The 24,582-nt window shown below is 72.2% G+C and carries 17 protein-coding genes; 13 read left to right on the top strand and 4 right to left on the bottom strand.

Features of this window, described 5'->3' with window-relative positions; translation table 11 throughout:
* The first annotated feature begins 62 nt into the window (after nt 1-62).
* The 4 genes from ACIPSA_RS07550 (at nt 63) to ACIPSA_RS07535 (ending at nt 3,335) form a co-directional block, all read left to right on the top strand.
* The gene (locus ACIPSA_RS07550; protein WP_402629980.1) at nt 63-1,286 is read left to right on the top strand and encodes an NADP-dependent malic enzyme; all 1,224 of its coding nucleotides are present in this window, start codon (nt 63-65) and stop codon (nt 1,284-1,286) included.
* 190 nt (nt 1,287-1,476) lie between these two features.
* Nucleotides 1,477-2,442, top strand: coding sequence for a zinc-binding dehydrogenase (locus tag ACIPSA_RS07545; RefSeq protein WP_402629978.1), 966 nt, complete (start codon nt 1,477-1,479; stop codon nt 2,440-2,442).
* Nucleotides 2,443-2,562: 120 nt separating this feature from the next.
* Nucleotides 2,563-2,772 (top strand): helix-turn-helix domain-containing protein, encoded by a 210-nt coding sequence (locus ACIPSA_RS07540; protein ID WP_018571396.1) that lies wholly within the window; start codon nt 2,563-2,565, stop codon nt 2,770-2,772.
* Nucleotides 2,772-3,335, top strand: a complete 564-nt coding sequence (locus ACIPSA_RS07535; RefSeq protein WP_402629974.1) for a Clp protease N-terminal domain-containing protein — start codon at nt 2,772-2,774, stop codon at nt 3,333-3,335. The genes ACIPSA_RS07540 and ACIPSA_RS07535 overlap by 1 nt, the downstream gene beginning before the upstream one ends.
* Before the next feature lie 62 nt (nt 3,336-3,397).
* Here ACIPSA_RS07535 and ACIPSA_RS07530 read toward each other — a convergent pair whose 3' ends face one another.
* Together ACIPSA_RS07530 and ACIPSA_RS07525 are read right to left on the bottom strand one after the other, a co-directional pair.
* Nucleotides 3,398-4,513: a helix-turn-helix transcriptional regulator gene (locus ACIPSA_RS07530; protein WP_402629971.1), complete on the bottom strand. Its 1,116-nt coding sequence runs from the start codon at nt 4,511-4,513 to the stop codon at nt 3,398-3,400.
* 1 nt (nt 4,514) lies between these two features.
* The gene (locus ACIPSA_RS07525; RefSeq protein WP_402629968.1) at nt 4,515-5,558 is read right to left on the bottom strand and encodes a DUF4097 family beta strand repeat-containing protein; all 1,044 of its coding nucleotides are present in this window, start codon (nt 5,556-5,558) and stop codon (nt 4,515-4,517) included.
* Nucleotides 5,559-5,705: 147 nt separating this feature from the next.
* On the opposite strand from ACIPSA_RS07525, the gene ACIPSA_RS07520 reads away from it, so the two are divergent.
* Nucleotides 5,706-6,563, top strand: a complete 858-nt coding sequence (locus ACIPSA_RS07520) for a hypothetical protein (RefSeq protein ID WP_402629965.1) — start codon at nt 5,706-5,708, stop codon at nt 6,561-6,563.
* A 105-nt stretch (nt 6,564-6,668) separates the two neighbouring features.
* Here ACIPSA_RS07520 and ACIPSA_RS07515 read toward each other — a convergent pair whose 3' ends face one another.
* Complete coding sequence (locus ACIPSA_RS07515) at nt 6,669-6,848, bottom strand: DUF6104 family protein (RefSeq protein WP_028420339.1); 180 nt, start codon at nt 6,846-6,848, stop codon at nt 6,669-6,671.
* A 180-nt stretch (nt 6,849-7,028) separates the two neighbouring features.
* On the opposite strand from ACIPSA_RS07515, the gene ACIPSA_RS07510 reads away from it, so the two are divergent.
* The 8 genes from ACIPSA_RS07510 to fxsT all read left to right on the top strand — a co-directional run bounded on the left by ACIPSA_RS07510 (nt 7,029) and on the right by fxsT (nt 20,448).
* Nucleotides 7,029-7,592: a CU044_2847 family protein gene (locus ACIPSA_RS07510; RefSeq protein ID WP_402629963.1), complete on the top strand. Its 564-nt coding sequence runs from the start codon at nt 7,029-7,031 to the stop codon at nt 7,590-7,592.
* Nucleotides 7,589-9,769 (top strand): trypsin-like peptidase domain-containing protein, encoded by a 2,181-nt coding sequence (locus ACIPSA_RS07505; protein ID WP_402629961.1) that lies wholly within the window; start codon nt 7,589-7,591, stop codon nt 9,767-9,769. Before ACIPSA_RS07510 ends, ACIPSA_RS07505 begins: the two co-directional genes overlap by 4 nt.
* Nucleotides 9,770-9,880: 111 nt before the next feature.
* A complete protein-coding gene (locus tag ACIPSA_RS07500) occupies nt 9,881-10,903 on the top strand; it encodes an AAA family ATPase (protein WP_402629958.1) in 1,023 nt (340 codons plus the stop codon).
* A gap of 7 nt (nt 10,904-10,910) precedes the next feature.
* On the top strand, nt 10,911-14,276 hold the full coding sequence (locus tag ACIPSA_RS07495) for an SAV_2336 N-terminal domain-related protein (protein WP_402629955.1): 3,366 nt from the start codon (nt 10,911-10,913) through the stop codon (nt 14,274-14,276).
* Nucleotides 14,277-14,321: 45 nt separating this feature from the next.
* Complete coding sequence (gene fxsA / locus ACIPSA_RS07490) at nt 14,322-14,501, top strand: FxSxx-COOH cyclophane-containing RiPP peptide (protein ID WP_402629952.1); 180 nt, start codon at nt 14,322-14,324, stop codon at nt 14,499-14,501.
* A gap of 180 nt (nt 14,502-14,681) precedes the next feature.
* A complete protein-coding gene (locus ACIPSA_RS07485; RefSeq protein ID WP_402629949.1) occupies nt 14,682-15,878 on the top strand; it encodes an FxsB family cyclophane-forming radical SAM/SPASM peptide maturase in 1,197 nt (398 codons plus the stop codon).
* A complete protein-coding gene (locus tag ACIPSA_RS07480) occupies nt 15,878-17,305 on the top strand; it encodes an aKG-HExxH-type peptide beta-hydroxylase (RefSeq protein ID WP_402631672.1) in 1,428 nt (475 codons plus the stop codon). Before ACIPSA_RS07485 ends, ACIPSA_RS07480 begins: the two co-directional genes overlap by 1 nt.
* Nucleotides 17,306-17,433: 128 nt before the next feature.
* A complete protein-coding gene (fxsT, locus tag ACIPSA_RS07475; protein ID WP_402629946.1) occupies nt 17,434-20,448 on the top strand; it encodes an FxSxx-COOH system tetratricopeptide repeat protein in 3,015 nt (1,004 codons plus the stop codon).
* Nucleotides 20,449-20,540: 92 nt separating this feature from the next.
* Here the strand turns inward: fxsT and ACIPSA_RS07470 are convergent, their stop codons facing one another.
* Nucleotides 20,541-24,362, bottom strand: a complete 3,822-nt coding sequence (locus tag ACIPSA_RS07470; protein ID WP_402629942.1) for a multifunctional oxoglutarate decarboxylase/oxoglutarate dehydrogenase thiamine pyrophosphate-binding subunit/dihydrolipoyllysine-residue succinyltransferase subunit — start codon at nt 24,360-24,362, stop codon at nt 20,541-20,543.
* Nucleotides 24,363-24,582 lie beyond the last annotated feature (220 nt).

The raw sequence follows: 24,582 nt of genomic DNA, 5'->3' as shown, positions 1-24,582 counted from the left end.
CGCCCACTCTTCACCAGGAGTGGTCAACCCTCAAACCATGAATATTTAAGGGGTAAAACGAAGTGGCAGCGGAGATCGTCAATCCTCGCAGCGACAGCAGTGCGGACCAGGACGGCGGGGCCGAGCCCCTCGATTCCTTCGATCCGGCATTCGCGCTGCACCGCGGCGGCAAGATGGCTGTGCAGGCCACCGTGCCGCTGCGCGACAAGGACGACCTGTCCCTCGCGTACACGCCCGGCGTCGCGCGCGTGTGCACCGCGATCGCGGAGCAGCCGGAGCTGGTCAACGATTACACGTGGAAGTCGTCCGTGGTCGCGGTCGTGACCGACGGTACGGCCGTCCTCGGGCTCGGGGACATCGGCCCCGAGGCCTCCCTTCCGGTGATGGAAGGGAAGGCGATCCTCTTCAAGCAGTTCGGCGGCGTGGACGCCGTTCCGATCGCGCTCGACTGCACCGGCGTCGACGAGATCGTGGAGACCGTCGTCCGGCTGGCCCCGTCCTTCGGCGGGGTGAACCTGGAGGACATCTCGGCACCGCGGTGCTTCGAGATCGAGCGCAAGCTCCAGGAGCGGCTGGACATTCCGGTCTTCCACGACGACCAGCACGGTACGGCGGTCGTGACGCTGGCGGCGCTGCGCAACGCGGCGCGGCTGAGCGGGCGCACGATCGGTGACCTGCGGGCGGTGATCTCGGGCGCCGGCGCGGCCGGTGTCGCCATCGCGAAGATGCTGGTCGAGGCCGGTATCGGGGATGTCGCCGTGGCCGACCGCAAGGGTGTCGTGTCGGCCGACCGGGAGGACCTGACGTCCGTCAAGCGTGAGCTCGCCGGGTTCACCAACAAGGCGGGCATCACCGGCTCGCTGGAGGACGCGCTGGCGGGCGCCGACGTCTTCATCGGCGTCTCCGGCGGTACGGTCCCCGAGGCCGCGGTCGCCTCCATGGCGGAGGGTGCCTTCGTGTTCGCGATGGCCAACCCGAACCCCGAGGTGCACCCCGACGTCGCGCACAAGTACGCGGCGGTGGTCGCCACCGGGCGGTCGGACTTCCCGAACCAGATCAACAACGTGCTGGCGTTCCCCGGGATCTTCGCGGGCGCGCTCCAGGTGCGGGCCTCCCGGATCACCGAGGGGATGAAGATCGCGGCGGCGGAGGCGCTGGCCGCGGTCGTCGGCGACGATCTTGCCGCCGACTATGTCATCCCGTCGCCGTTCGATGAGCGGGTCGCTCCCGCGGTGACGGCCGCGGTCGCGGCTGCCGCACGGGCGGAGGGCGTTGCCCGCCGGTGACGCCTGGAATGGCCCCGCCCGTTCGGGCGGGGCCATTTTTTTTGCGCACCCGCCCGCCCGTCCGGGTGATTTCGAGGGTGCTGTTGCCCTGGGGGCTGCCGCCCCGGACCCCCGCGCCGTTGTGCAAGAGGGCATGTGTCACAGGGGTCTGTGGTTCCGTCCGCCTGATCGGGAACCTATCGTCAAGCCCATGTTCGCTGTCTACGCCGCCCGAATCGACCGCGACCAGCCGCTCTCCGGCCTTGAGTTGGGGGAGCGCCCGGCCCCCGAGGCCCGCCCCGGCTGGAGCACCGTCGACGTCAGGGCCGCCTCCCTCAACCACCACGACCTCTGGTCGCTCCGGGGGGTCGGCCTCCCGGAGGACCGGCTGCCCATGATCCTCGGCTGTGACGCCGCCGGCGTCGACGAGGACGGCAACGAGGTCGTCCTGCACTCCGTCATCGGCCAGACCGGCCACGGTGTCGGACCGAACGAGCCCCGCTCGATCCTGACCGAGCGCTACCAGGGCACCTTCGCCGAGCAGGTCGCCGTGCCGACCTGGAACATCCTGCCGAAGCCGAAGGAGCTCTCCTTCGAGGAGGCCGCCTGCCTGCCCACGGCCTGGCTGACGGCGTACCGGATGCTCTTCACCAACGCGGGTGTACGGCCCGGGGACTCGGTGCTCGTCCAGGGTGCCGGCGGCGGTGTCGCCACGGCCGCGATCGTGCTCGGCAAGGCGGCGGGGCTGCGCGTCTTCGCCACCAGCCGTGACGAGGCGAAGCGCAAGCGCGCCCTGGAGCTCGGTGCCGTGGAGGCGGTCGAGTCGGGGGCGCGGCTGCCCCAGCGTGTGGACGCCGTCATCGAGACGGTCGGCGCCGCCACCTGGTCCCACTCGGTGAAGTCGCTGCGGCCGGGCGGCACCATCGTCATCTCCGGCGCCACGAGCGGCGACCGCCCCTCGCACGCCGAGCTGACCCGCATCTTCTTCCTGGAACTGAAGGTCGTCGGCTCCACGATGGGTACCAAGGAGGAGCTGGAGGACCTGCTCTCCTTCTGTGCCGCCACCGGCGTACGTCCCGTCATCGACGAGGTCCTTCCGCTCGACCGCGCCCGCGAGGGCTTCGAACGGCTGGAGTCCGGCGACCAGTTCGGCAAGATCGTCCTCACCAGCAGTTGATCGTCGTCGCAGTCCGCTGACTGTCGCCTCCGTACGACGGCCGGCCCGGTTTCCGGGCCGGCCGTCGGCGTTTGTCAATCAGGGTTGACAAGGGTCGCCCCGTCAACTTAAGTTGACATCATGACCGAAGCAACGGATCTCGCCGAGCGGGCCGGTGACCGCGATCCGCGGGTCGGACTCCGGGCCGTCGCCGCACTGCGCAGGCTGCTGGAGCAGCTGGAGGCGGTGCAGGTGCGCAGCGCGCGCAACCAGGGCTGGTCGTGGCAGGAGATCGCCGCCGAACTCGGCGTCAGCAGGCAGGCCGTGCACAAGAAGTACGGGAGGCAGTGATGTTCGAACGGTTCACGAAGGATGCCCGTGACGTCGTACGCGGCGCGGTCGGGCACTGTGAACGCGCGGGGTCGCAGTCCGTCGGCACCGAGCACATGCTGCTCGCCCTGCTCGACCGCGAGGCGAGCCGCGGTTCCTTCGCGCTGGCCGCCCTCGGACTCGCGGAGCGCAAGGAGTCCGTACGAGAGGCGCTGGACGAGGCGCGGCGGCGGGGCGGGCTGTCCCGGGCCGACACCGACGCCCTCGCCGGTCTGGGGATCGACGTCTCGGAGATCGTCTTCCGGGTCGAGGAGACACACGGCGTCGGGGCGATGTCCGGTGACCGCAAGGACAAGGGCTGGTGGTCCGGCCGTCGCACCTTCAGCCGGGGCGCGAAGGGCGTCCTGGAACGAGCCCTGCGCATCGCCGTCGCCCACCGCGATCGTCACGTCGGCGACGAACACATCCTCCTCGCCCTGGCCGCCGCGCCCGGGGTGCCCGCCGAGGTACTCGCCGACCACGGTGTGACGCACGAGTCGCTGACGCGCGTGCTGTACGGCGGGGGAGAGGCCAAGGCGGGCTGACGGCCGCTACCTCCTCCGGTGGTGCGCCCGGCCCGGCGTCGGGCGCACCACCCGAGGGTGGGTCAGACCTTCGGCCCGCGCAGTATCGCTCCGATGTGCGCCGCCGCCGTCGACAGGTGGCGCCGGGCGTCGCGGAGCTGGTCGGCCGTGACGCCGTGGTCGCGGGCCGCGTCGCGGATGTCGTCCCGGAAGCGGTCGAGGAGGCGGTCCAGGTCGCGGGCCGGGTCGTCGCCGGCCTCCTCGTGGGCCCAGGCCGGCTCGTAGTCGGCCGGGAAGCCTGCGGGTGTCTGCGAGTACTCCGGCTGCGGCGCGGACTTGCCGGTTCCGGCCGCGGTGCCGGTTCCGGCCGTGGCTCCGGTTCCGGGCTCGGCTTCGGTCCCGGGCCGTCCGAAGCCGAAGTCCTTCCCGTGGTCCTTTCCGAAGTCCTTTCCGAACTCGCCGAATTCCTTGGCGAGTTCGGAGAGGCCCTCACGCACCCCCGTAGGCCAGTCGCCCCGCGCGAAGTGGTCCTGCACATGCTCCTGGACCCGCCGGGCGATGCGCTGCACCTCCTCCTGTGCCTGGGCCCGCGCCCGGGACTGTGCCTCCTGGGCCTGGTGGCGGGCCCGCTGGGCCTCCTCGCGGGCGCGGCGGCTCTCGTCCTTGGCGCGCCGGGCCTGCTCCTTCCACTCCTGCTTGACGCGGCGCATCTCCTCCTTGGCTGCCCGCCAGGCCTCCTTGTCACCCAGGTCGCCGTAGTCCGTGTGGTCCCCGTAGGGTCCGTGCTCCCCGGCGCCCGCCCTGGTGCCGCGCCGGGCCTCGGTGGTGGCCGCCCGCACCTCGCGGCGCAGGTCGCCCGCCGCCCCGCGCACGTCGGCTCGTATCTCGGCGGCCAGTTCCGCGACCGACTCGCGGATCTCCAGCTCCAGGTCGGCCAGTTCGCCGCTGCGGTCGGCCAGTTCGGCGCGTCCGGCGTCCGTGATGGCGTACACCTTGCGTCCGCCCTCGGTGGTGTGCGTGACCAGGCCCTCCGCCTCCAGCTTGGCCAGGCGGGGGTAGACGGTGCCCGCCGACGGCGCGTACAGCCCCTGGAAGCGCTCCTCGAGAAGGCGGATCACCTCGTAGCCGTGACGCGGGGCCTCGTCGAGCAGCTTGAGCAGGTAGAGGCGGAGGCGTCCGTGGGCGAAGACGGGAGGCATGTCAGAGCACCTTCTTGTCGGTCGTGCCGTCGGCCCGGGCGCCGTCGACGGTCGCGTCGTCGTCCGGGCCGGAAGCGGAATTGTCCCCCAAGTCGCCCTGTGCTTCGGCCGCCGTGGCCGCGGACGCGCGATCACGGGTATCGTCCGCGGCGCCGTCGCCCTTGCTGTTCGTGCCGGTGCCGGAGTCGAACTCAGCCTTCTCGAACGGTGGTTCGGCGTCCCAAGGCTCGTCCTGGTCCTCCCGTGGAGGGCGGCGCAGCAGGGCGATCGAGCCGGAGACCGTCGTGGCCCTGAGCTTGCCGGTGCCCGCGCCGAGGCGGCCGGTGATCTTGTGGGCGCCCCACTGGCCGTGAACCCGCAGGCCCTCGAAGGCGTTGGAGATCGTGCCGCTCGCCGTGTTCGCCTCGACCTCGGCGTCCGCCGGATGCGGCAGGCGGATCGCTATCTCACCGGAGACACTGGTCAGCCCGACGCTGGTCGGGCCGTCGGGGTCGAGGTCGATGATCATGGAGCCGCTGACCGTGTCGGCGCGCACGGAGGAACCCGAGCCTTCGACGACGGTCAGGTCGCCGGAGACGGAGTTGAACCGCAGATCGCCGGTGACCGCCTGGGCCTCCAGGTTCCCGGACACCGTGGTCGCGCGCACCGGGCCGGACAGGGCGACCAGTGTCGTGTCGCCCGTGACGCCCTTGACCTCCGAGCTGCCGCGGATCCCCGAGACGACGGCGCCGGCGCCGACCACTCCGACCTCCACGCGCGTCTGCGCGGGAACCGCGAGGGAGACCACCGCGCTGCGCCGCCAGCCCTTGCGGTCGAGCCACTTGAGGAAGCCCTTCCAGGGCAGGTCCTCGTACGCCACCGTGAGTGTGCCGCCTTCCTGGGTGACCACCAGGGGTGGGCCCTCCATGTCCGAGACCTCCAGGCGGGCGGAACCATCGTCCGTGCCCATGACGTTGACCGTTCCGTTGACGATGCGTACGTGCAGCTCGCTCACGGGGGCGTCGAAGGTGAGCTTGGTGGGCTGGGCGACGGACCACTGAGACATGGTGCTGACCTCCTCGATGCGACGCGCCATATCGCGTCTTCCGTAAAACACGATATATCGCGGCCATGGAAAGTCAAGGCACTCGTTCGTGTGATCGTCAATGCCTCACATCGGGCGCGAAGCGGTCGAATTGCCTAGCGTGTGACCATGTCGACGGATGGGTTTCGGACCGGTTCACGGGGCGCTCCCGCCCCCGGTGCCCTGCTGCTCTGCCGGGCGGACCCCGACACCGTCGCCCCAGCCGCCGACCTGCTGCGCGAGCGCATGATGCTCACCGGGGCGGGCGGCGACTGGAGCGTGCTCGTACCCGAGGGCACGCCGTGGCTCGACGCGGGTGAGCCGGTCGACCGCGTCGTGACCGGCTGGGCCGTGGCGCTGGCCGTCGGCTCCTCCTGGCCCGTGCTCGCGCTGTGGTGGGACGCCGACCGTGCCGGGTACACCCTCGCCTCCGGCTTCCGCCGTCCCGTGGGCTACGTCTGGCTGGCCGGCGGCACCCCGGCGGGCGAGCAGGAGGCGATGCGCACCTTCGCCGCCCGGCTGGGGCTCGATCCCGTACTGGACATGCAGTCCCTCGACCGGCTGACCGAAACGGACCCTGCGGCGGACGGACGCGCCCGGCTGCGCGCCCTGCTCGCCGTCCTCACGCGCGCGGGAGTGTCCCTGCCCGTTGGACTCACCCCCGGCGAACCGGCCGACCGGCTCCATGAGGTCGCCCGCGCCCAGGCCGATGCGCGGCGGGTCGAGGGGGTGGGAGCCGTCGCGGGCTGGCGGGAGGCGGTGCGCGCCGAGATCGACACGGTGGAGAGAGGGCGGTTCGCGTCGTGGCTGCCCTGGTCGGGCGATCCGCAGGCCCGCGCGCTGGCCCTGGCCCAGGTGGTGGTGGGCCTGCCGGTCATGGTGTGGGGCGTACGGCGGCGCAGCGGCGGATGGGTCGCCACGGGGGCGCTGCTGCTGGCGCACGGGGCGCTCGGGCTGGCGTACGAGCTGGTGCGCCCACGCGACTGACCGCGCGAACGTGACTGACCGCGCGAACGTGACTGACCGCGCGAACGTGACCGACCACGCGAACGCGACCGACCACGGCCTCCCGCGGAGGCCTCCGTCGGGTCCCTACTCGTCGTCCTCGTCGTCCAGGCGGGCCAGCCACGTCGCGAGTCGCTCCACCGGGACCTCGAAGTCGGGGTTCAGGTCGACGAACGTGCGGAGCTGCTCGGCGAGCCACTCGAAGGTGATCTCTTCCTCGCCGCGCCGCTTCTCCAGTTCCTCGATGCCTCGGTCGGTGAAGTACATGGCTGGTGCTCCGTGGTCGGTACAGGGGTAGGGCCGCTCCCGTGCGGGAAGAACCCTCTCCTTGTGGGAGGAGGAGACGTCGTCTTCCCGTCCGGGAAGCCACGACAGGGACAGGAAAAGGATAGGCGCAGGGAGCACCACGCCCGCGGGCGGCGGTGCCACGGGGAACGGGGGAGCGACATGGGGCAGGAAACGACCCGGGTGACGCGGATCGAGCTGCCGGACGGCACGCCTGTCTGGGCCCGGATATCGGGGGCCGAGGAGCTGGCCGTGCCGTCGGGGGAGCTGTCGTACTCGGACACCGGGTTCACCGACCGGGTGGAGGCGAGCGTCGAGAGTCTGCACTCGCTCGTCACCGGAGTCGCACGGTCGCTGGCCGGTCCGCTGCGCGCGGTGCGGCCGGACGAGGTGAGCGTCGAGTTCGGGATCGAGCTGACCGCGAAGGCCGGCAAGATCGTCGGGCTGCTCGCGGACGGCGAGGCCAAGGCCGGTATCACGGTGACCCTGACCTGGAACGGCGGCGGCCCACCGGACCCGGCGAGCCCGGGCTCCGCCCCGGACCCGGCCTCCCGCGCGGGCCACGGTGAGCCGGCCGCCGCCTCCCCCCGAACCGTCCCCGGCGCACCTGGCGCGCCCGGCGACGGAACGTCCCCCGGCAACGGTGGCGCACCTGGTGCGGGCGCGTCCACCGGCGCCCCGGAGCACGGGGGCGCCCAGGGCACCGCCGGCGGGGGCGGGGCATGACGGACCGGCACGACGGGGGCGCACCGAGCGACTTCCATGCCGCCCACCATGCTCTGCGTGAACTCGTCATGGCGGCGACCGTGCGCATTCATCGCACAAGTGTCGGGTATGCCCTGGACGAACCCGGCACCTTCCTCGGCAGTGGCTTCTTCATCGCCCCGAACTGGGTTCTGACCTGCGCACACGTGGTGGACGGAAGGGAGGGCGGCGAAGTGTCGGTGGTCTATGAGACCGGCCCGGGCCAGGGCCCGTCCGCCGTCCCCGGACAGGTGGCGGCCACGCTCCCGGAGCACGTCGACCGCTTCGTGCCCGGCGGCTGGCCCGCCCCGGACCTCGCCCTCGTCCGGCTCCGTGAACCCGTGGACCACGACTGTGTGTACGTCTCCGAGCGGCCCGCCGCGCACTACGGCGAGGGCAGGGTGTTCTACGCGGGCTGGACCGTGACCGGAGGGCAGCTGCAGATCCTGGACGGGTTCCTCTCCGTGCAGGGAACCATCGGCGGCTGGTCGGCGGGGGTGCAGATGCGGCTGGGGCAGAACGACATGCCGCCCGGTGTCTCGGGCGGTCCGGTGATCGACCCGGTGCGCGGCGAGGTCATCGGCGTACTGAAGTCGCGTGCGGACCACGGGACGGGCGGCACCTCCATCGGGATCGAGCGCCTGCGGACGTTGCGGGTCCCGCCGGAAGCCGTGCGGACCGAGCACGACGACGTCTACCAGGCGGTCTTCCACGCCCACGACCGCTACCACCGTGACCGGCAGCAGCCCTCGGACTCGCGGCGCCCCACCTGGGCCGACCTGCAGGGAGAACTCGGCGCGCGCCCCGGCCGGACGCTCGGCCCCGACGAGCGCGGCGAGTTGCTCGGCCGGCTCTCCGACCTGCCGCCCCCGGAGACCACCCGCAGCCTGCTCGACATCCTCGACTCCCTGTCGAACTTCCAGCTCCCCACCCTGGTACCGGCTCCCCGCGGCTGGCGCGACGGTCTGGGTGTGCTCTACGAGAACGCCCGGCAGGACGGGGCGCTGAAGCTCGTACTCGACTACGCGATGCAGGTCATGGAGGCCGAACGTCCGGCGACGCCCAGCCTGCTGGATGCCGAACAGGCCCTGTGGGAGTGGGTGAGGCAGGCGTCGACGGGTCTCGACAGCGGCTATCGCCACGGGCTGGCCCGGAGGCGCGCCAAGTGGCTGGGACAGCGCCGCCGTCGGCACGCCGTCCCGGCCGGTCCGGTGCCGCCCGGCCCCGGGCTCCTGCCGCCGGTCGCGCCCGCCCTGCCCGGGGCGACACCGCGGGAGCCGGTCCGGGAGCGGCCGCGCGACGCCGGGCCCGGACCGACCGTGCTGCTCGAAGTGCTGCCGAGAGGCTGGGAGCCCGGGCGTTGCGACTGGTCGGTCTCCGTGGCCGCCCCCGACGGCGACGTGACGCGGCTCCACGAGGGTGAGCGCACCCCGCTGGCGGAGCTTCCGGCACAGGTCACCGCTCCCCTCGCCGAGGCCTTCCGCCGCTGCGACGGACCCGGGCGGCCCGTGGCCCTGCACGCGGCCCTTCCGTACCTGCTGCTCGGCCTGGCCGTGGACGAGTGGCGGCTGCGGTCGGACGGCCCCCCGCTGGGCGCCGAGCGGCCCGTCGTCGTGCGCTGCTCCGACCGCGCCCAACTGCCCGGCGACGGCGAGCCGGTCACGTTCGACACGGAGTGGGACGCGTCCGAAGGCGAGCCGGATCCGGAGCGCCGGGACCGCTGGCACCGGCTGCACGTCCGCGACGCGCAGGCCGAGGTGCTGGACTGCGACGACGGGGTGCGCGAGCCGGTCCCGACCGCCGCGGAGCTGCGCCGTCTCCCGCCCCGTACGGTCCCCGTGCTGTGCCGGTACGGCGACCGGCGCTACGAGGACGACGCGGCCGCGCTGGGCCGGATCGTGCACGCGGGCTACGGAGTGGTCCTGTGGCGCCGCTGGCGCGGCCAGCCGGACGCTGTCTGCGGGGAGTTCCACCGGGGAGCCAAGCAGGTCGTCGACGACGGGGACGGCGCCGCGTTCCTCCCCGACGTGGTGCACGGCCTGCGGGTGAAGTTGCGCGCGGGGCTCCCGGAGGCCTACTGGGCCGACGGAATAGCTCTGTTGTACGACAATCCGCAGCAGCCCCTGCCCGGAACCGGAGATCTGCTGGAGGCCCCCTGATGCAACGGGCACCGTGCGCCCCTCGGGCTCTTACCAGCTTTCCCGTGGCTCGATACCTTGATGCACGTTCGACGGCTGCCGTGGTGGACGAGGGACGACGAGGACCGGACCATGACCGAATCCAGTGAGTGGCTCATCTACCGAGGCGCCGGGGAACCGCACGACGGAATGAGCCGGCTGCCCCCGCCGCCGCCCTGGCGGGACTTCGCCGGCCGGGACGCGGCGGGCGACGGCGACGGCTCCCGCGACCGCAGGCTGGGCGCGCACCGGCACCTGGCGGAACTCCACCGGCCCGGCGCCGAGGAACTGGAGATGATCAACGCGGCGCTCTATCTGCGCCGTCCCCTGCTCGTCACCGGCAGCCCCGGCGCGGGCAAGAGCACCCTGGCCCATTCGGTGGCGTACGAGCTGGGCCTGGGCGACGTGCTGCGCTGGTCCATCGTCAGCCGCTCCACGCTCCAGGACGGCCTGTACCACTACGACGCCATCGCCCGGCTCCAGGACGTCCAGATCGCCGCGCAAGGAGGCTACGGCGCGGCGGCCGGCAGCCCCGGAGCCGTCGAGGCCATCGGCAGCTACATCCGCCTCGGACCGCTCGGCACCGCCCTGCTGCCCTCCGGCACACCGCGCGTGCTGCTGATCGACGAACTCGACAAGAGCGACATCGACCTGCCCAACGACCTGCTGAACGTCCTGGAGGAAGGCGAGTTCGAGATACCCGAGCTCCAGCGCATCGCCGACCGGCTGCCGGACGGCGAGGCCGAGGTGCTCACCGCGGACGGCACCAAGGTGCGGGTCCGCGACGGCCGGGTGCGCTGCCACGCCTTCCCGTTCGTCGTCCTCACCAGCAACGGGGAGCGGGACTTCCCCGCCCCTCTGATGCGCCGCTGCATCCACCTGGAGCTGGGCCGGATCGACCACAACCGGCTCGCCACCTTCGTACGCGCCCACCTCGGCGACGAGGCGGCCCGCGCGGGCGACGACCTGATCACCCGCTTCCTGGAGCGCTCCCGCAGCGAACTCCTCGCCGCCGACCAGCTGCTGAACGCGATCTACCTCACCGACGCGGCGGCTCCGCCCAGCCGCGACCGACTCGCCGAACTGCTCATCCAGCGACTCGACCGTCCGAGGTGAGGCGCTGATGCCCGACGCAGCGGCGCGACACGGTCCCGTACCGCCCGACCCGGACCCCACGGGCGGCGGCCCCGGCGCACCCGACGGCGATCCCATCGCCGAACTCGTCCGCAGGTTACGGGAGATCGAACTCGACCCGGACCCCGAGGGGCTGAGCGACGCCCTCTGGCTGGCCCGGTGGGCGCGGCCCACGAACGCGGCGGAGCCGGACCGGCCCGCCCGGGGATCCGGCGATCGACCCCTTCCGATGCCCGCCGAACCCCCGCGGGACAAGCGCGGGGACACACCGTCGACGGGCGACGACACCCGCGCGGCCCGGTCGCGACCGGAGCCGGTCCGTGGGGGAGCCGACCAGCGTGCGCCCCTGTACCCGCTGCCGCAGCACGGCGCCGGCCGCACCCGGGGGGCGGGCCGGGTCACCGGGCTGCCGATCGGCGTGCCCGCCGCCCCCGCGCTGCCCGCGCCACTCGAACTCCAGCGCGCACTGCGCCCGTTGCAGGCATACCGCAGTGCCGCGCCGCCCCTGCGCACCGAGCTCGACGAGACGGGGACGGCCGAACTCAGCGCGCGAGCAGGCGGGCTGATCCTTCCCGTTCACCGCGCGGTGACCCGGGGCGACGCCCGGCTGCAGCTGGTCCTGGAGGCCTCGCCCTCGATGCGGGTGTGGGACCGGATGTTCGCCGAACTGGGGCAGGTATTCGGCCAGTTGGGCGCCTTCGGGGACATCCAGATCAGTCATCTGCACACCGGACCCGACGGCGAGGCGCTGGTCGGCCGCAGCCCGGACATGCACGCGGCCCCGCTGCACACCGCCGACCGGCTCAGCGACCCCACGGGGCGCCGTATCACCCTGCTGGTCAGCGACTGCGCCGGTCCGCTGTGGCGCAGCGGCCGGGCGCACCGCCTGCTCCACCACCTGTCCCGGCAGGCCCCGACCGCCGTACTGCAGCCGCTGCCGCAACGACTGTGGAGCCGCACCCGGCTGCCCGTGACCTACGGCGAGCTGAGCCGGGGCGACACCCTGGGCGGTGCCACCGCACTGCGGGTGCGCATCCCGGCCGGTGCTCCGCCGGTCGAGCAGCGGGGAGCCCTCCCGGTGCCGGTGCTGCCCCCCGAGCCGGTGGCCCTCGGCGCGTGGGCGAGGCTGCTGTCCGGGGTCGGCGCCGGGCCGGTGGCGGGCGCGGTGGGCTGGGTGCGCGCGGATCAGCCGCCCGCGCCGGCGTCCCGTCCCGGGCGCAGGGCGACACCGGTCGAACGGGTCAGCAGGTTCCACTCGACCGCGTCCCCGGCGGCCGGGCGACTTGCCGTGTACCTCGCGGCCGCGCCCCTCTGTCTGCCGGTGATGCAGTTGGTGCAGCGCACCATGCTGCCCGACTCCGGGCCGTCCGAACTCGCCGAGGTGCTGCTCGGCGGCCTGGTCTCACGCGCCCGGGAGGAACACGGGGCGGCCGGCACGCAGTGGTACGAGATGGAGCCGGAGGTGCAGGAGGCGCTGCTGTCGAGGCTCGGCCGGGACGAGGCCCTGCTGGTGCTCAAGCACTGCTCCGAGTACATCGAGCAGCGCTTCGGCAAGGGCGGCCCCAACTTTCCGGCCCTGGCCCTCGCCCAGCTCGGCGACGGGGACTCCGGGCGGCCGTACACGCCGCCGGGGGCCGGCTATCCGGCCAGGAACGGGGACAACGGGGATGCGACCCTGGTCCCGCAGCCCTTCGCGGAGGTCGCGGCCCGGGTGCTGGAGCGCTTCATGCCGCTGCCCGAGCAGTTCCGCGTGTACGGCGGCCGCGGCGGCGCCGTGCCTCCCGGTGAGCGGCGGACGCACCAGGCGGTCACCCGGGCGCGCACGCTGCTCGCGCGGTTCGACGGCGAGGGCATGGTGCAGGACCTGATCGACGCCGTACAGCTGTTGCGCGGTGCCACGGAGCACGAGCGCCCCCCGGGCGCGGACCCGGAGCTGTGGGCGGAGTACGCGCGCTGCACGCTGCGGCTGTGGGAGGTGCAGGGCGGAGCGGAGCTGCTGCGCGCGGCCGAGACCGCGGCGGAGCGGGCGGTGGCGCACCCGCACGCCCTGAAGGAACGGGCCGTACTGGCCAGGGTGTTGAGCGCCGCCGCCACCGACCGCAGGCGCCGCGGCGACCAGCACGGTGCGCTGGACCTGCTGCGCCGCGCCGACCGCGAGTACGCGGTGGCCTGTGCCGCCCCCGACCTGGACCAGAAGGAGGCGCTGCGCCTCACGCTGGAGCGGGTGGGCGCGCTGGAGGCACAGTGGCGGCTGGGCGGCGACAGCGCTCTGCTCCAGGGCGCGGTCGGCATGCTGGAGGCGTTCGCCGACGCCTGGCCGGACCGCCGGCACCGCCCGCCCGAACTTCCCCTGGCCCACGGCCGGATCCTGCTGCGCCTGTCGGACGCGACGACCGATCCCGAACAGGCCCGCGGCTACGCGGAGCAGGCGTCCCGCTCGCTGCGTGACGCGCTGGAGACGGACCCGGAGGCGCTGGACGGGGTCCGTGTGCGTCTCGACCTGATCGACGCCCTGCTGAAGGCGGGCGGTGGCCTGGACGAGGCCCAGGACCGGGTCGACGAGGCGCTGGCGGCCACCGGGAAACGCAGCCGGCGGGCCGAACTGCACGTACGGGCCGGACGCATCAGGGTCGCCCGGCACGCCGACACGGGGGACCCGCGCGAACTCCAGGAAGCCGCGGCCTCGTTCGCGACGGCCGCCCGGGAGATGGCCAGGGACGCGCCCGCATACCCCCAGGTCCTCGCCGAATGGGGTGAGGCGCTCCTGCGCCGGGCGGTCTCGGAGAGCGGTGACCGTGCCTGGGCACCACTGTCGCAGGCGATCCGGGTGCTGCGGGACTGCCGCCGGGAGACGCCCACGGGGAACGCCGGGACGGGGTACCGGCTGCTGTTGCTGGGCCGGGCGCTGATTCTCAGGTACCAGCTGCGGGGAGACCGCGTCGACCTCCGGGAGGCCGAGCACCTCTTCGGGCTCGCGGCGGCGGAGGCGAGCGACTCGCTTCTGGCCGCCCACTGCTGGCTGGAGCTGGGACAGGCCCAGTACGAGGCCTACCGGAGCCTGGGCCGTCCCGCACGTCTGGACGAGGCGGTCGACGCCTTCCGGTTCGCCGCGGAATCCGCCCGGGACGCGGAGGAATTCGCGGAGACGGACGGCAGGCGCCGAGAGGCGGTCGTGCTGGGCGCTCAGGCGCACCACTGGCGGGGTATGTCCTACGAGACGGCGGCCCGTCCGCGGGCCGCCCGCGAGGCCTACCGGGCGGCCCGCGCGGAGTGGGCGAGGCTGCCCGACGGCACTCTGGGGACGGGCGAGCCGACCGCCGACGACACCGCGGAGCGCTTGGCGGAACTGGAGTGAGCGCGACCGGCCGAGGGAGAGGAACGGGGTATGGAGGAACGGGGTATGAGCGCACGGGACGAGTCCACGCCGGTGACGGGGGAACCGCTGCCGGACCTGCTGGGCCTGGACCTGGACGGGCTGATGAATCTTCAGCATCCGGTGCTGCTGGAGGTGTTGGAGGGGCTGCGTGAGCGGGCGGAGCGCCCGAGCGAGATGCTGTGGGGTTTCCAGAACGCGATGTGAGCCACATGTCACGGTGCACCTCCTACGTTCGCACTCAAATTGAGGCAGAAAAAGACAACTTCGGTCGCGTTGGGTTTACGTCCGTTCTCCGCCCGGGAATGCGGCTCCATACGGGCGGAAGGGCCGTGACGCGCTCGTATCGCAGCTGCGCGGGGCGTACGGCATGGGGGGTGCGGGAGAGTGTCTGGAGAGGCTGCTCCCCCTCGGGCACATACGACCGGCCACCCGTTCCGCCAGTTCATCGTGAAGATGCACGGCCGCTGCAACCTGGCGTGCCGCTACTGCTACCTCTACGAAGGACCCGACCACACATGGCGCACCCGCCCCGCCGCCACGCCGGCCGCCGTCCTGGAGCGCACCGCCGACCGGATCGCCCGGCACGTCCGTGCCCACGGCCTCACAACCGTGTCCCTCGTCCTGCACGGTGGTGAACCCCTGCTGGCGGGCGCCGGCACACTCGCCCGCTTCACCGACACCGTACGTGCGTGCGTCCCGGCCGGCTGCACGGTCCAGGCCACCCTCCAGACCAACGCCACCCTGCTGACCGAGGAGCGCCTGACGGTGCTGGCCCGGCACGGCATCCGGATCGGCATCAGCCTCGACGGCGGCCGGCCCGAGCACAACGCGCGGCGCGTCGACCACGCCGGGCGGTCGTCCTGGCCCGCGGCCGCGCGGGGGGCGCGCCTGGTCGCCGACCGCTTCCCGGAGTCGTACGCCGGGATCCTGACGGTCGTCGACCCCACGCTGGACCCGGTGGAGACCTACGACTCGCTCCTCGGACTCCGCCCGCCCGCACTGGATCTGCTGCTGCCGCACGGGAACTGGTCGGCCCCTCCGCCGCACTGGGAGGGCGTCCGCCACGGGGACTGGCTCTGCGCCGTCTTCGACCGCTGGTGGTCGGCGGGGCGGCGGGAGACCCGGGTACGGCTCTTCGAGGAGTGCCTCGCCCTGCTGCTGGGGCTGCCGGCGGCCGCCGAGTCCCTGGGCCTCACCCCCTTCGACGCGCTCGTGGTGGAGACGGACGGCTCCATCGAGCAGGTCGACTCGCTGAAATCGGCGTACGAGGGTGCCGCACGGACCGGCCTGGACGTCTTCCGGCACGATTTCGACGAGGCGCTGCGGCACCCGGGGGTGGCCGCCCGGCAGGCGGGCGCGGCGGCCCTGGCGGACCGGTGCCGGGCCTGCCCGCTCCTGCACGTGTGCGGAGGCGGTCACTACGCCCACCGGTACCGGGCCGGACACGGTTTCCGGAACCCCTCCGTGTACTGCGCCGACCTGGAGCGTTTCATCCGGCATGTGGCCGGACGGCTCGCCGCCGATGCCCGGGGCACCGGCCCGGCGGCCGTCCCGGCCTCTCTCGAAGGGGGCACCCCGTGATACTTCCGGCGGTCCCGGACCGGGCCCTCGCCGAACTCGGACGCACGGAGGGCGACGCCGACACGCTCGCCCTGCTCGTCCGGGACCAGGACACCCGGCGGCTGCTCCTGCTGCGCGCCGTCCTCGACGCCGCCGAGGCGGCGGATCCGGCAGTCTGCCCGACGGCGGCCGGGACGCGGCTGCGGGAGGACTGGGCCCTGCTGACGGCGGCCGACCGCGCCGCCGCGGACGGCGGGCCGGACTCACCGGCGCGGGTGTGGCTCAGGTATCCGCTGACGGGACCCTGGGCCCGTCGGTGTCTGACCGGGCTCAACCCACGCACCGGGCCCCCCACACGGGAGCAGCGGCGTGAACTCCGGTGCGACCTGGCGTACTTGGGCGCGATCTCGGCCGTCGCCGCCGCGCGTACCGGAATCCCGTTCGCCACCGAACTGACCGCCCGCGACGGGATCCTCGCCCTTCCCTCGCTCGGCGTCCTGCGCACGGCCGCGCGAGCGGACGTGCCGGTCCACGTCACCCACGAACGTGGGCACATGACCTTCCGCCAGGCGGACGCGCCCGATGTCACGGTGCACCTGGAGAGCGGCACCGGCGCGTGGTCCGGCTCGCTCGCCTGGACCTCGGCATACGCGCTGCCCGGACTGGCGGCCGGTGCCGAGCCCATGCCCTTGGACGATCTCGACCCCTACCGGGTGCCGCCCCGCGAACCCGACCAGTACGCGCTGAGCGGTCCGGCCGGACCGGACGACGCGGAACGCAAGCGGTGGCTGCAGATCTGGTCCGGCACGGCCGCCGAGCTGCGGACCGGCGGTGAGCTGCGGCTCGCCGAGGCGCTCGCGATCGTGCGCTGTGTGGTGCCGCTGGACATGCCGCCGGGCGCGGGTGGCCGCGGCAGCTGCAGCGCAACCCGGCGCGAGGCGTTCGGGGCGTTGCTGAGCAGCCCCCCGGCCACGCCGGTCGCCTTCGCCGCGACGCTCGTGCACGAGGTGCAGCACACGAAGCTGGCCGCGCTGAGCGAGATGGTGGAACTGCACCACGCGGACCCGGAGGCCCGCTACTTCGCCCCCTGGCGCCCCGATCCGCGGCCGTACGACGGCCTGTTGCAGGGGGCGTACTCGCATCTGGCGCTCGCGGACTTCTTCCAGCGCCGGGCGCTCGCCGCGGGCCCGGCTCGCGCGGAGGCTGCCTGGGCGCAGTACGCGCGCTACCACGCCCAGGTCGGGGCGGCCCTGCCGGCGCTCGTCGGCTCGCCCGATCTCACCACGGTGGGGCGGCGTTTCGTCGACGAGATGGCGGCCACGCACGAGCGGATGGCCGCGCACCCCGCGCCCCGGGGCCACACGGCGCGCGCGCAGGCCTACGTCAAAGCCGTGCGCGCCCTGTGGAAACAGCGTCAGCCCCCGCCGCCGCCCGCCGTGAATCGCTGAAATGCCGACTTCGCACCCTCGGCTGCGCAAAGATCGTCGAGCCGAGGTGCGCGTTCTCCAAGTCGCCGGACTCCCCAGAGCCCGCTCCTAGGTTCTAGGATTTTATGACTACGCGTGGAGGCCGTCGCATGTCTGAAGCTCGTACGCCGGTCAGGTCGACCCAGAAGGGGGCCGCGAGGCAGACCGTCACGATCAGCTTCGCCGGGTTCAACCGGGCCTGGGCGGCGTGGATCGGGGACAGGCTGGAACGGCGCGGTGTGCGGGTCGCCTACGTCCGCTGGGACTCCCCGGCGGAGGAGACCCTGGTGGACCTCCTGCGCGGCCTCTCGCTCGCCGAGGGCCGGATCCTCATCCTGGTCAGCGAGCGGTACTTCCAGCTCGGTCCCCGCACCCACGAGGAGTGGAACGCGGCGCTGCGCGAGGTCGTGGCGCCGGACCCCTCACGGTTCGCCGCCGTATCGGTCACCAACACGTCCGTCCCCTCGGCCATCGCCGTTCTGGCACCGGTCGACCTGACGAACATGGGCGCCGACGAGGCCGAGCGGCGGCTCCTCGACCGGCTGGATCTGCCGGTCGACGGCCGACAGGTCCAGCCGGCCGTCGACGGCGGCCGCGGACCGCGCTTTCCCGCCGCCATGCCGGAGGTGTGGGGTGGCGTACCGCGCCGCAACACCCGGTTCACCGGCCGCGAGCCGCTGCTGAACGAGGCCTACCACATGCTCCAGGGCAGCGACTCCGGCGCCGGGGTCCTCACCCTGCACGGCATGTCCGGAGTGGGCAAGACCCAGCTCGCCGCCGAGTACGTGTACCGCTTCGGGTCCGAGTACGACGTGGTCTGGTGGGTCAACGCCGAGAAGCGGGTGACCTATCGCCGCCTGCTGGCCGAACTAGCCCCGAAACTGGGACTGTCCACCGGTGACGAGTACGGCGAGCGGCTGCGCGCCGTCCGGGACTCCCTGCGCCGGGGCACCCCCTTCTCCCGCTGGCTGCTGATCCTGGACGGCGCCGACGAGCCGGACCAGATCTGGGACCTGGTCCCCACCGGCCCCGGACATGTGATCATCACCTCCCGCAACCCCGAGTGGGGCGAGCACAACAGCAGGCTGCTCGAAGTACGGGTCTACGACCGCGACGAATCAGTGGCCTTCATCAGGCGCCGCGCCCCCCGGCTGTCGGAGGCGGAGGCCGACCAGCTCGCCGTGGCCCTGGAGGACCTGCCGCTGCTCCTCGACCAGACGGCGGGCTGGCTGAACGACTCCGACCTGTCCGTCGAGGACTACATCGCCCTGCTGGAGGACGGCGTCGACCAGGACGTCGTGAAGGTGTCCGCCGACTTCCCGCTGGCCTTCCAGACCGCGTGGTCGATACTGCTGAACAAGCTGCGCGAGACGGTCCCGGAGTCCGTGGACCTGCTGCGCCTGTGCACCTTTTTTGCGCCCGGCTTCATCCCCGTACGCCTCCTGAAGGACACTCCCCGCGACGACCTGCCCGAGCAACTGGCCGGACTGCTCGACGACCCGCTGCTGTGGAACAAGGCGATCAACCAGCTCCGCCAGTACTCCGTGGTCCGCCTGGAGTCCCACGAGACCACCTCGGACGACGCCCCGTCCGCCGGCGAGTCGGTGTACCTGCACCGGATGGTCCACCAGATCGTCGGCAAGGACATGCCGGAGCAGGACCGGCGGGAGTTCATCGACGTGGTGCGGCGGGCACTGGCCGAGGCCGACCCCGGGCGCCCCACCGACACCCGCAACTGGGACGCGTACGCGGAGATCGTGCCGCACCTGAAATACGCGGACGTCCTCAACAGCAAGGACCGCAAGGTACAGAACCTCGTCCTCAACTGCCTGCGCTACATGTGGTGGGCGGGCGAGTACACCTCGGGCTGGAAACTCGGCCGGCGGACCCTGAACGCATGGCGCGAACTGCTGGGCGAGTCTCATCCGCGGGTCTGGGAGGCCACCCACCACTACGCCAACCTGCTGCGGTCGGCCGACCGGTTCGCGGAGACCGAGGCGCTCGACCGGGCGGCCATGGAGCACCTGCGCCGGGAGCGCGGCGACCGGGACCTGGACCACCTCCGGGCGGCCAACGGGCTAGGGGCCGACCTGTGGAGTCTCGCCCGTTACGACGAGGCCCTGGAGCTGTACGAGTGGCTCTACCCGACCTACCGGGAGGTCCTGGGCGAACAGGACTCCCGGACCCTCAGCGCGTTGAACAACCTGGGCTTCGTGCAGCGGTTGCTCGGCAGGTACGAGGACGCCCGCAGGACCGACCAGGAGACGCTGGAGTCGCGCCGCCTCCTGCTGACGGGCCGCCATCTGATGACGCTCTTCTCCGAGGTCTCCTACTCCATCGACCTCAGGCTGCTGGGCCGCTACGCCGAAGCCGAGTCCATTCAGGCCAAGAACGTACGCGAGTACCGGCTGGTCGGGGGCAAGGGAAACCCGGACGCACTGCGTGCCGAGCACAACCTGGCGCTCTGTCAACTGCGGACCGGGGACCGCGTTTCCGCGGCGGCGCTGCTGACGCGCGTGCTGGAGGGGTTCGAGCGCAGGCTGGGCGACACCAACCTCCGTACCCTGTCGGCCGCGGTGAGTCACAGCTGCTTCAACCGCGAGCACGGCGACATCGACCTGGCCCGCGAGACCAGCGAGTCCATCCTGGCCCGGTACGAGCAACTGCTCCCGGAGGGGCACCCGTTCATCATCGGCGCACGGGCGAACCAGGCCCTGGTCCTGCGCAGTGTCGGCGAGCGGGAGTACGCCCACGTGCTGATCGAGCAGGCACTGGCCGACATGACCGAGGCGGTGGGTGAGCACCACCCCTACACGCTCGGATGTGCCGTCAACGCCTCCGCTCTGCGCAACCTCGTCGGGGAGACGGAGTCCGCGGCCGAACTGAGCAGGAGCACGATCGCCCGCGCCACCGAGACCCTCGGGCGCACCCATCCGCTGACCCTGTCCGCCCGGGTCGCCCACGCGGCCGACCTGCGGGGCGTCAGGGATCGTCAGCAGGCGGAGAAGGTCGAGCAGGAGGCCCTCTCCGACCTCGCCGAGACCCTGGGCCCCCAGCACGTCCACACCATCTCGGCCCGCTCCCGAAACCGGCCGTACTGGGACTTCGAACCGCAGGCGAGCTGAGCGGTACCCACACGAAGGGGCCCGGTACCGGAAGACTCTTCCGGTACCGGGCCCCTTCGGCTGTCGTGTTCTGCCGTGTCGCGAGGCGAGGCCTACGCCTCGAACACCTCACGCACCAGCTGCTCCTGCTCGGCCTGGTGCCGCTTCGCGGAACCGACCGCCGGGGACGAGCCGTGCGGGCGGGAGATGCGGCGCAGGCGCTCGCTGTGCGGGACGTCCGGGCCGACCGCCAGGTCCAGGTGGTCGATCAGGTTGAGCGCGATGAACGGCCAGGCACCCTGGTTCGCCGGCTCCTCCTGGACCCACAGGTACTTCTCGGCGTTCGGGTACTTGTTGACCTCCGCCTGGAGCTCGGCACCCGGCAGCGGGTACAGACGCTCGACGCGGATGATCGCCGTCTCCGTGTCGCCGCGCTTCTGCCGCTCGGCGTCCAGGTCGTAGTAGACCTTGCCCGCGCAGAAGACGACCTTCTTGACCGCGGCCGGGTCGACCGACGCGTCGCCGATGACCGGGCGGAACTCGCCGCTCGTGAACTCCTCCGCCTTCGAGGCCGCCGCCTTGAGGCGCAGCATCGACTTCGGGGTGAAGACGACCAGCGGCTTGTGGTGCGGGTTGTGCACCTGCCACCGCAGGAGGTGGAAGTAGTTCGACGGGAGCGTGGGCATGGCCACCGTCATGTTGTTCTGGGCGCACAGCTGGAGGAAGCGCTCGACACGGGCCGAGGAGTGGTCCGGGCCCTGGCCCTCGTAGCCGTGCGGGAGGAGCAGGGTGACGCCGGACGTCTGGCCCCACTTCTGCTCGGCGGCCGAGATGTACTCGTCGACGACCGTCTGGGCGCCGTTGACGAAGTCGCCGAACTGCGCCTCCCACATCACCAGCGCGTCCGGGCGGGTCAGCGAGTAGCCGTACTCGAAGCCCATGACCGCGTACTCGGACAGCAGCGAGTTGTAGACGTTGTAGCGGGCCTGGTCCTCTGACAGGTAGAGGAGCGGCGTGTAGTCCGCGCCCGTCTCGCGGTCGATGAGGACCGCGTGGCGCTGGCCGAAGGTGCCGCGCTGGGAGTCCTGGCCGGAGAGGCGGACCGGGGTGCCCTCCAGGAGGAGGGAGCCGATCGCGAGCGTCTCGCCCATGCCCCAGTCGATCGTGCCGTCCTCGACCATGGCCGTCCGGCGCTGCAGCTGCGGCAGCAGACGCGGGTGGACGGTGAAGTGGTCGGGGATGTTGACCTGGGACTCGGCGATGCGCTTGACGACCTCCGAGGAGATCGCCGTCGGCACCGCGATCGGGAAGCCGTCCTGCGGCGCCTGCGCCTCCACGGAGACCGGCTGGGACGTGGCCTCGCGGACCTCCGTGAAGACCTTCTCCAGCTGTCCCTGGTAGTCCTGCAGCGCCTGCTCGGCCTCTTCCAGGGTGATGTCGCCGCGACCGATGAGGGACTCGGTGTAGAGCTTGCGCACCGAGCGCTTCTTGTCGATCAGGTCGTACATCAGCGGCTGGGTGAAGGCCGGGTTGTCCGACTCGTTGTGACCGCGGCGGCGGTAGCAGATGAGGTCGATCACCACGTCCTTGTTGAACGCCTGGCGGAACTCGAAGGCCAGACGGGCGACGCGGACGACCGCCTCGGGGTCGTCGCCGTTGACGTGGAAGATCGGGGCCTCGATCATGCGGGCCACGTCCGTGGCGTACATCGAGGAACGCGACGACTCGGGGGCCGCGGTGAAGCCGACCTGGTTGTTGATGACGATGTGGACCGTGCCGCCGGTGCGGTAGCCGCGCAGCTGCGACATGTTCAGGGTCTCGGCCACCACGCCCTGGCCCGCGAAGGCCGCGTCGCCGTGCAGGGCCACCGGCAGGACGGTGAAGTCCGTGCCGCCCTTGTTGATGATGTCCTGCTTGGCGCGGGCGATGCCCTCGATGACCGGGTCGACGGTCTCCAGGTGGGACGGGTTGGCGGCCAGCGAGACCGTGATCTGCTCGCCGTCCAGGCCGGTGAAGGTGCCCTGGGCGCCCAGGTGGTACTTCACGTCGCCGGAGCCGTGCATCGACTTCGGGTCGAGGTTGCCCTCGAACTCGCGGAAGATCTGCGCGTACGACTTGCCGACGATGTTGGCGAGAACGTTCAGGCGGCCTCGGTGGGCCATGCCGACGACGACCTCGTCGAGGCGCGACTCGGCCGCGCTGTCCAGGACCGCGTCCAGCAGCGGGATGACGGACTCGCCGCCCTCCAGCGAGAAGCGCTTCTGGCCGACGTACTTCGTCTGCAGGAAGGTCTCGAAGGCCTCCGCCGCGTTCAGCCGGCGCAGGATGCGCAGCTGCTCCTCGCGCTCCGGCTTGGTGTGCGGGCGCTCCACACGGTCCTGGATCCACTTGCGCTGCTTGGGGTCCTGGATGTGCATGAACTCGATGCCGATGGTGCGGCAGTACGAGTCGCGCAGCACACCGAGGATGTCGCGCAGCTTCATCAGGGACTTGCCCGCGAAGCCGCCGACCGCGAACTCGCGCTCCAGGTCCCACAGGGTGAGCCCGTGCTCGGTGATGTCCAGGTCGGGGTGCTTGCGCTGGCGGTACTCCAGCGGGTCGGTGTCGGCCATGACGTGGCCGCGGACCCGGTAGGAGTGGATCAGCTCGAAGACGCGCGCGGCCTTGGTGACGTCGTCGTCGTGCGAGGCGTCGATGTCCTTGAGCCAGCGGACCGGCTCGTAGGGGATGCGCAGCGACTCGAAGATGCCGTCGTAGAAGCCCTGCTCGCCGAGGAGGAAGTTCGCGACGATACGCAGGAACTCGCCGGAGGCGGCGCCCTGGATGACCCGGTGGTCGTAGGTCGACGTGAGCGTCATGACCTTTGAGATGCCGAGCTTGTTCAGGGTGTCCTGGGAGGTGCCCTGGAACTCCGCCGGGTAGTCCATGGAGCCGACGCCCATGATCACCGACTGGCCGGGCATCAGACGCGGCACGGAGTGGACGGTGCCGAGGCCGCCGGGGTTGGTCAGGGAGACCGTGACACCGGTGAAGTCGTCCATCGTCAGCTTGCCGTCACGGGCGCGGCGGACGATGTCCTCGTAGGCCTGCCAGAACTCGAAGAAGTTCAGCGTCTCGGCCTTCTTGATGCCGGCGACGACGAGCTGGCGGTCGCCGTTGGGCTTCACCAGGTCGATGGCCAGGCCGAAGTTGACGTGCGGCGGCTTGACGAGGGTGGGCTTCCCGTCCTTCTCCGCGTAGTGCCAGTTCATCGAGGGCATGGCCTTGATGGCCTGGACCATCGCGAAGCCGATGAGGTGCGTGAAGGAGATCTTCCCGCCGCGCGCCCGCTTCAGGTGGTTGTTGATGACGATGCGGTTGTCGAACAGCAGCTTCACCGGGACCGCGCGGACCGAGGTGGCGGTCGGCAGCTCCAGGGAGGCGTTCATGTTCTTGGCGACCGCGGCGGAGGGGCCGCGCAGCGTCACGTACTCGGGGCCCTCGGGCGCCGCGGTGGCCGGAGCGGCCTTCGCGGCCGGGGCCGGAGCGGCGGCGGGCTTGGGCGCGGCCGGAGCCGGAGCCGGAGCGGCGGGCGCGGCGGCCGGAGCGGCGGGCGCGGCGGCCGGAGCGGCCGCGGCGGGCTTGGGGGCCGCCGGAGCCGGGGCGGCGGGCGCGGCCGGGGCGGCCGGAGCCGCGGGCTGGGCCGGAGCGGCCGTCGTGGCGGTTGCTGCGGCCCCCGCGGCCGCAGTACCCGACGGAGCCTGGGCGGCAGCGGCGCCCGGCTTGTAGTCGGCGAAGAAGTCCCACCAGGCTCGGTCTACCGAATTCGGGTCCTGGAGGTACTGCTGATAGATCTCGTCGACGAGCCACTCGTTGGGACCGAACGCGGCAGCGGGGTTCTTCCCGGCTTGGTCGTCGGTGGAGATGCTCGAGTTACTGGGGGACTGTGGCGACACGGCGGCAACCGCCCTCTTCCGCTTCACAAGGTGATGGACAGCGGAAATAAAGGCTACGCCTCTCTGAGGGTGAAGGTCAGGTCGGGCCGGTTCTTCGTCGCGTAAGTCACATCAGAAAGCGTGTTTCGGGGGTTGATATGGCGGGAAACAAACGTGGTTCGCCTGCGGAAGGTATGCGTCGGCCGAGGCCTCGGCGCAGCACAGGCGCGGGCCGTCCCTG

Source organism: Streptomyces sp. NPDC086549, assembly GCF_044746205.1.
Classification (GTDB): domain Bacteria; phylum Actinomycetota; class Actinomycetes; order Streptomycetales; family Streptomycetaceae; genus Streptomyces.
The sequence above is the reverse complement of the archived record's forward strand: the minus strand, read 5'-3'. Positions and strand labels throughout refer to the sequence as shown.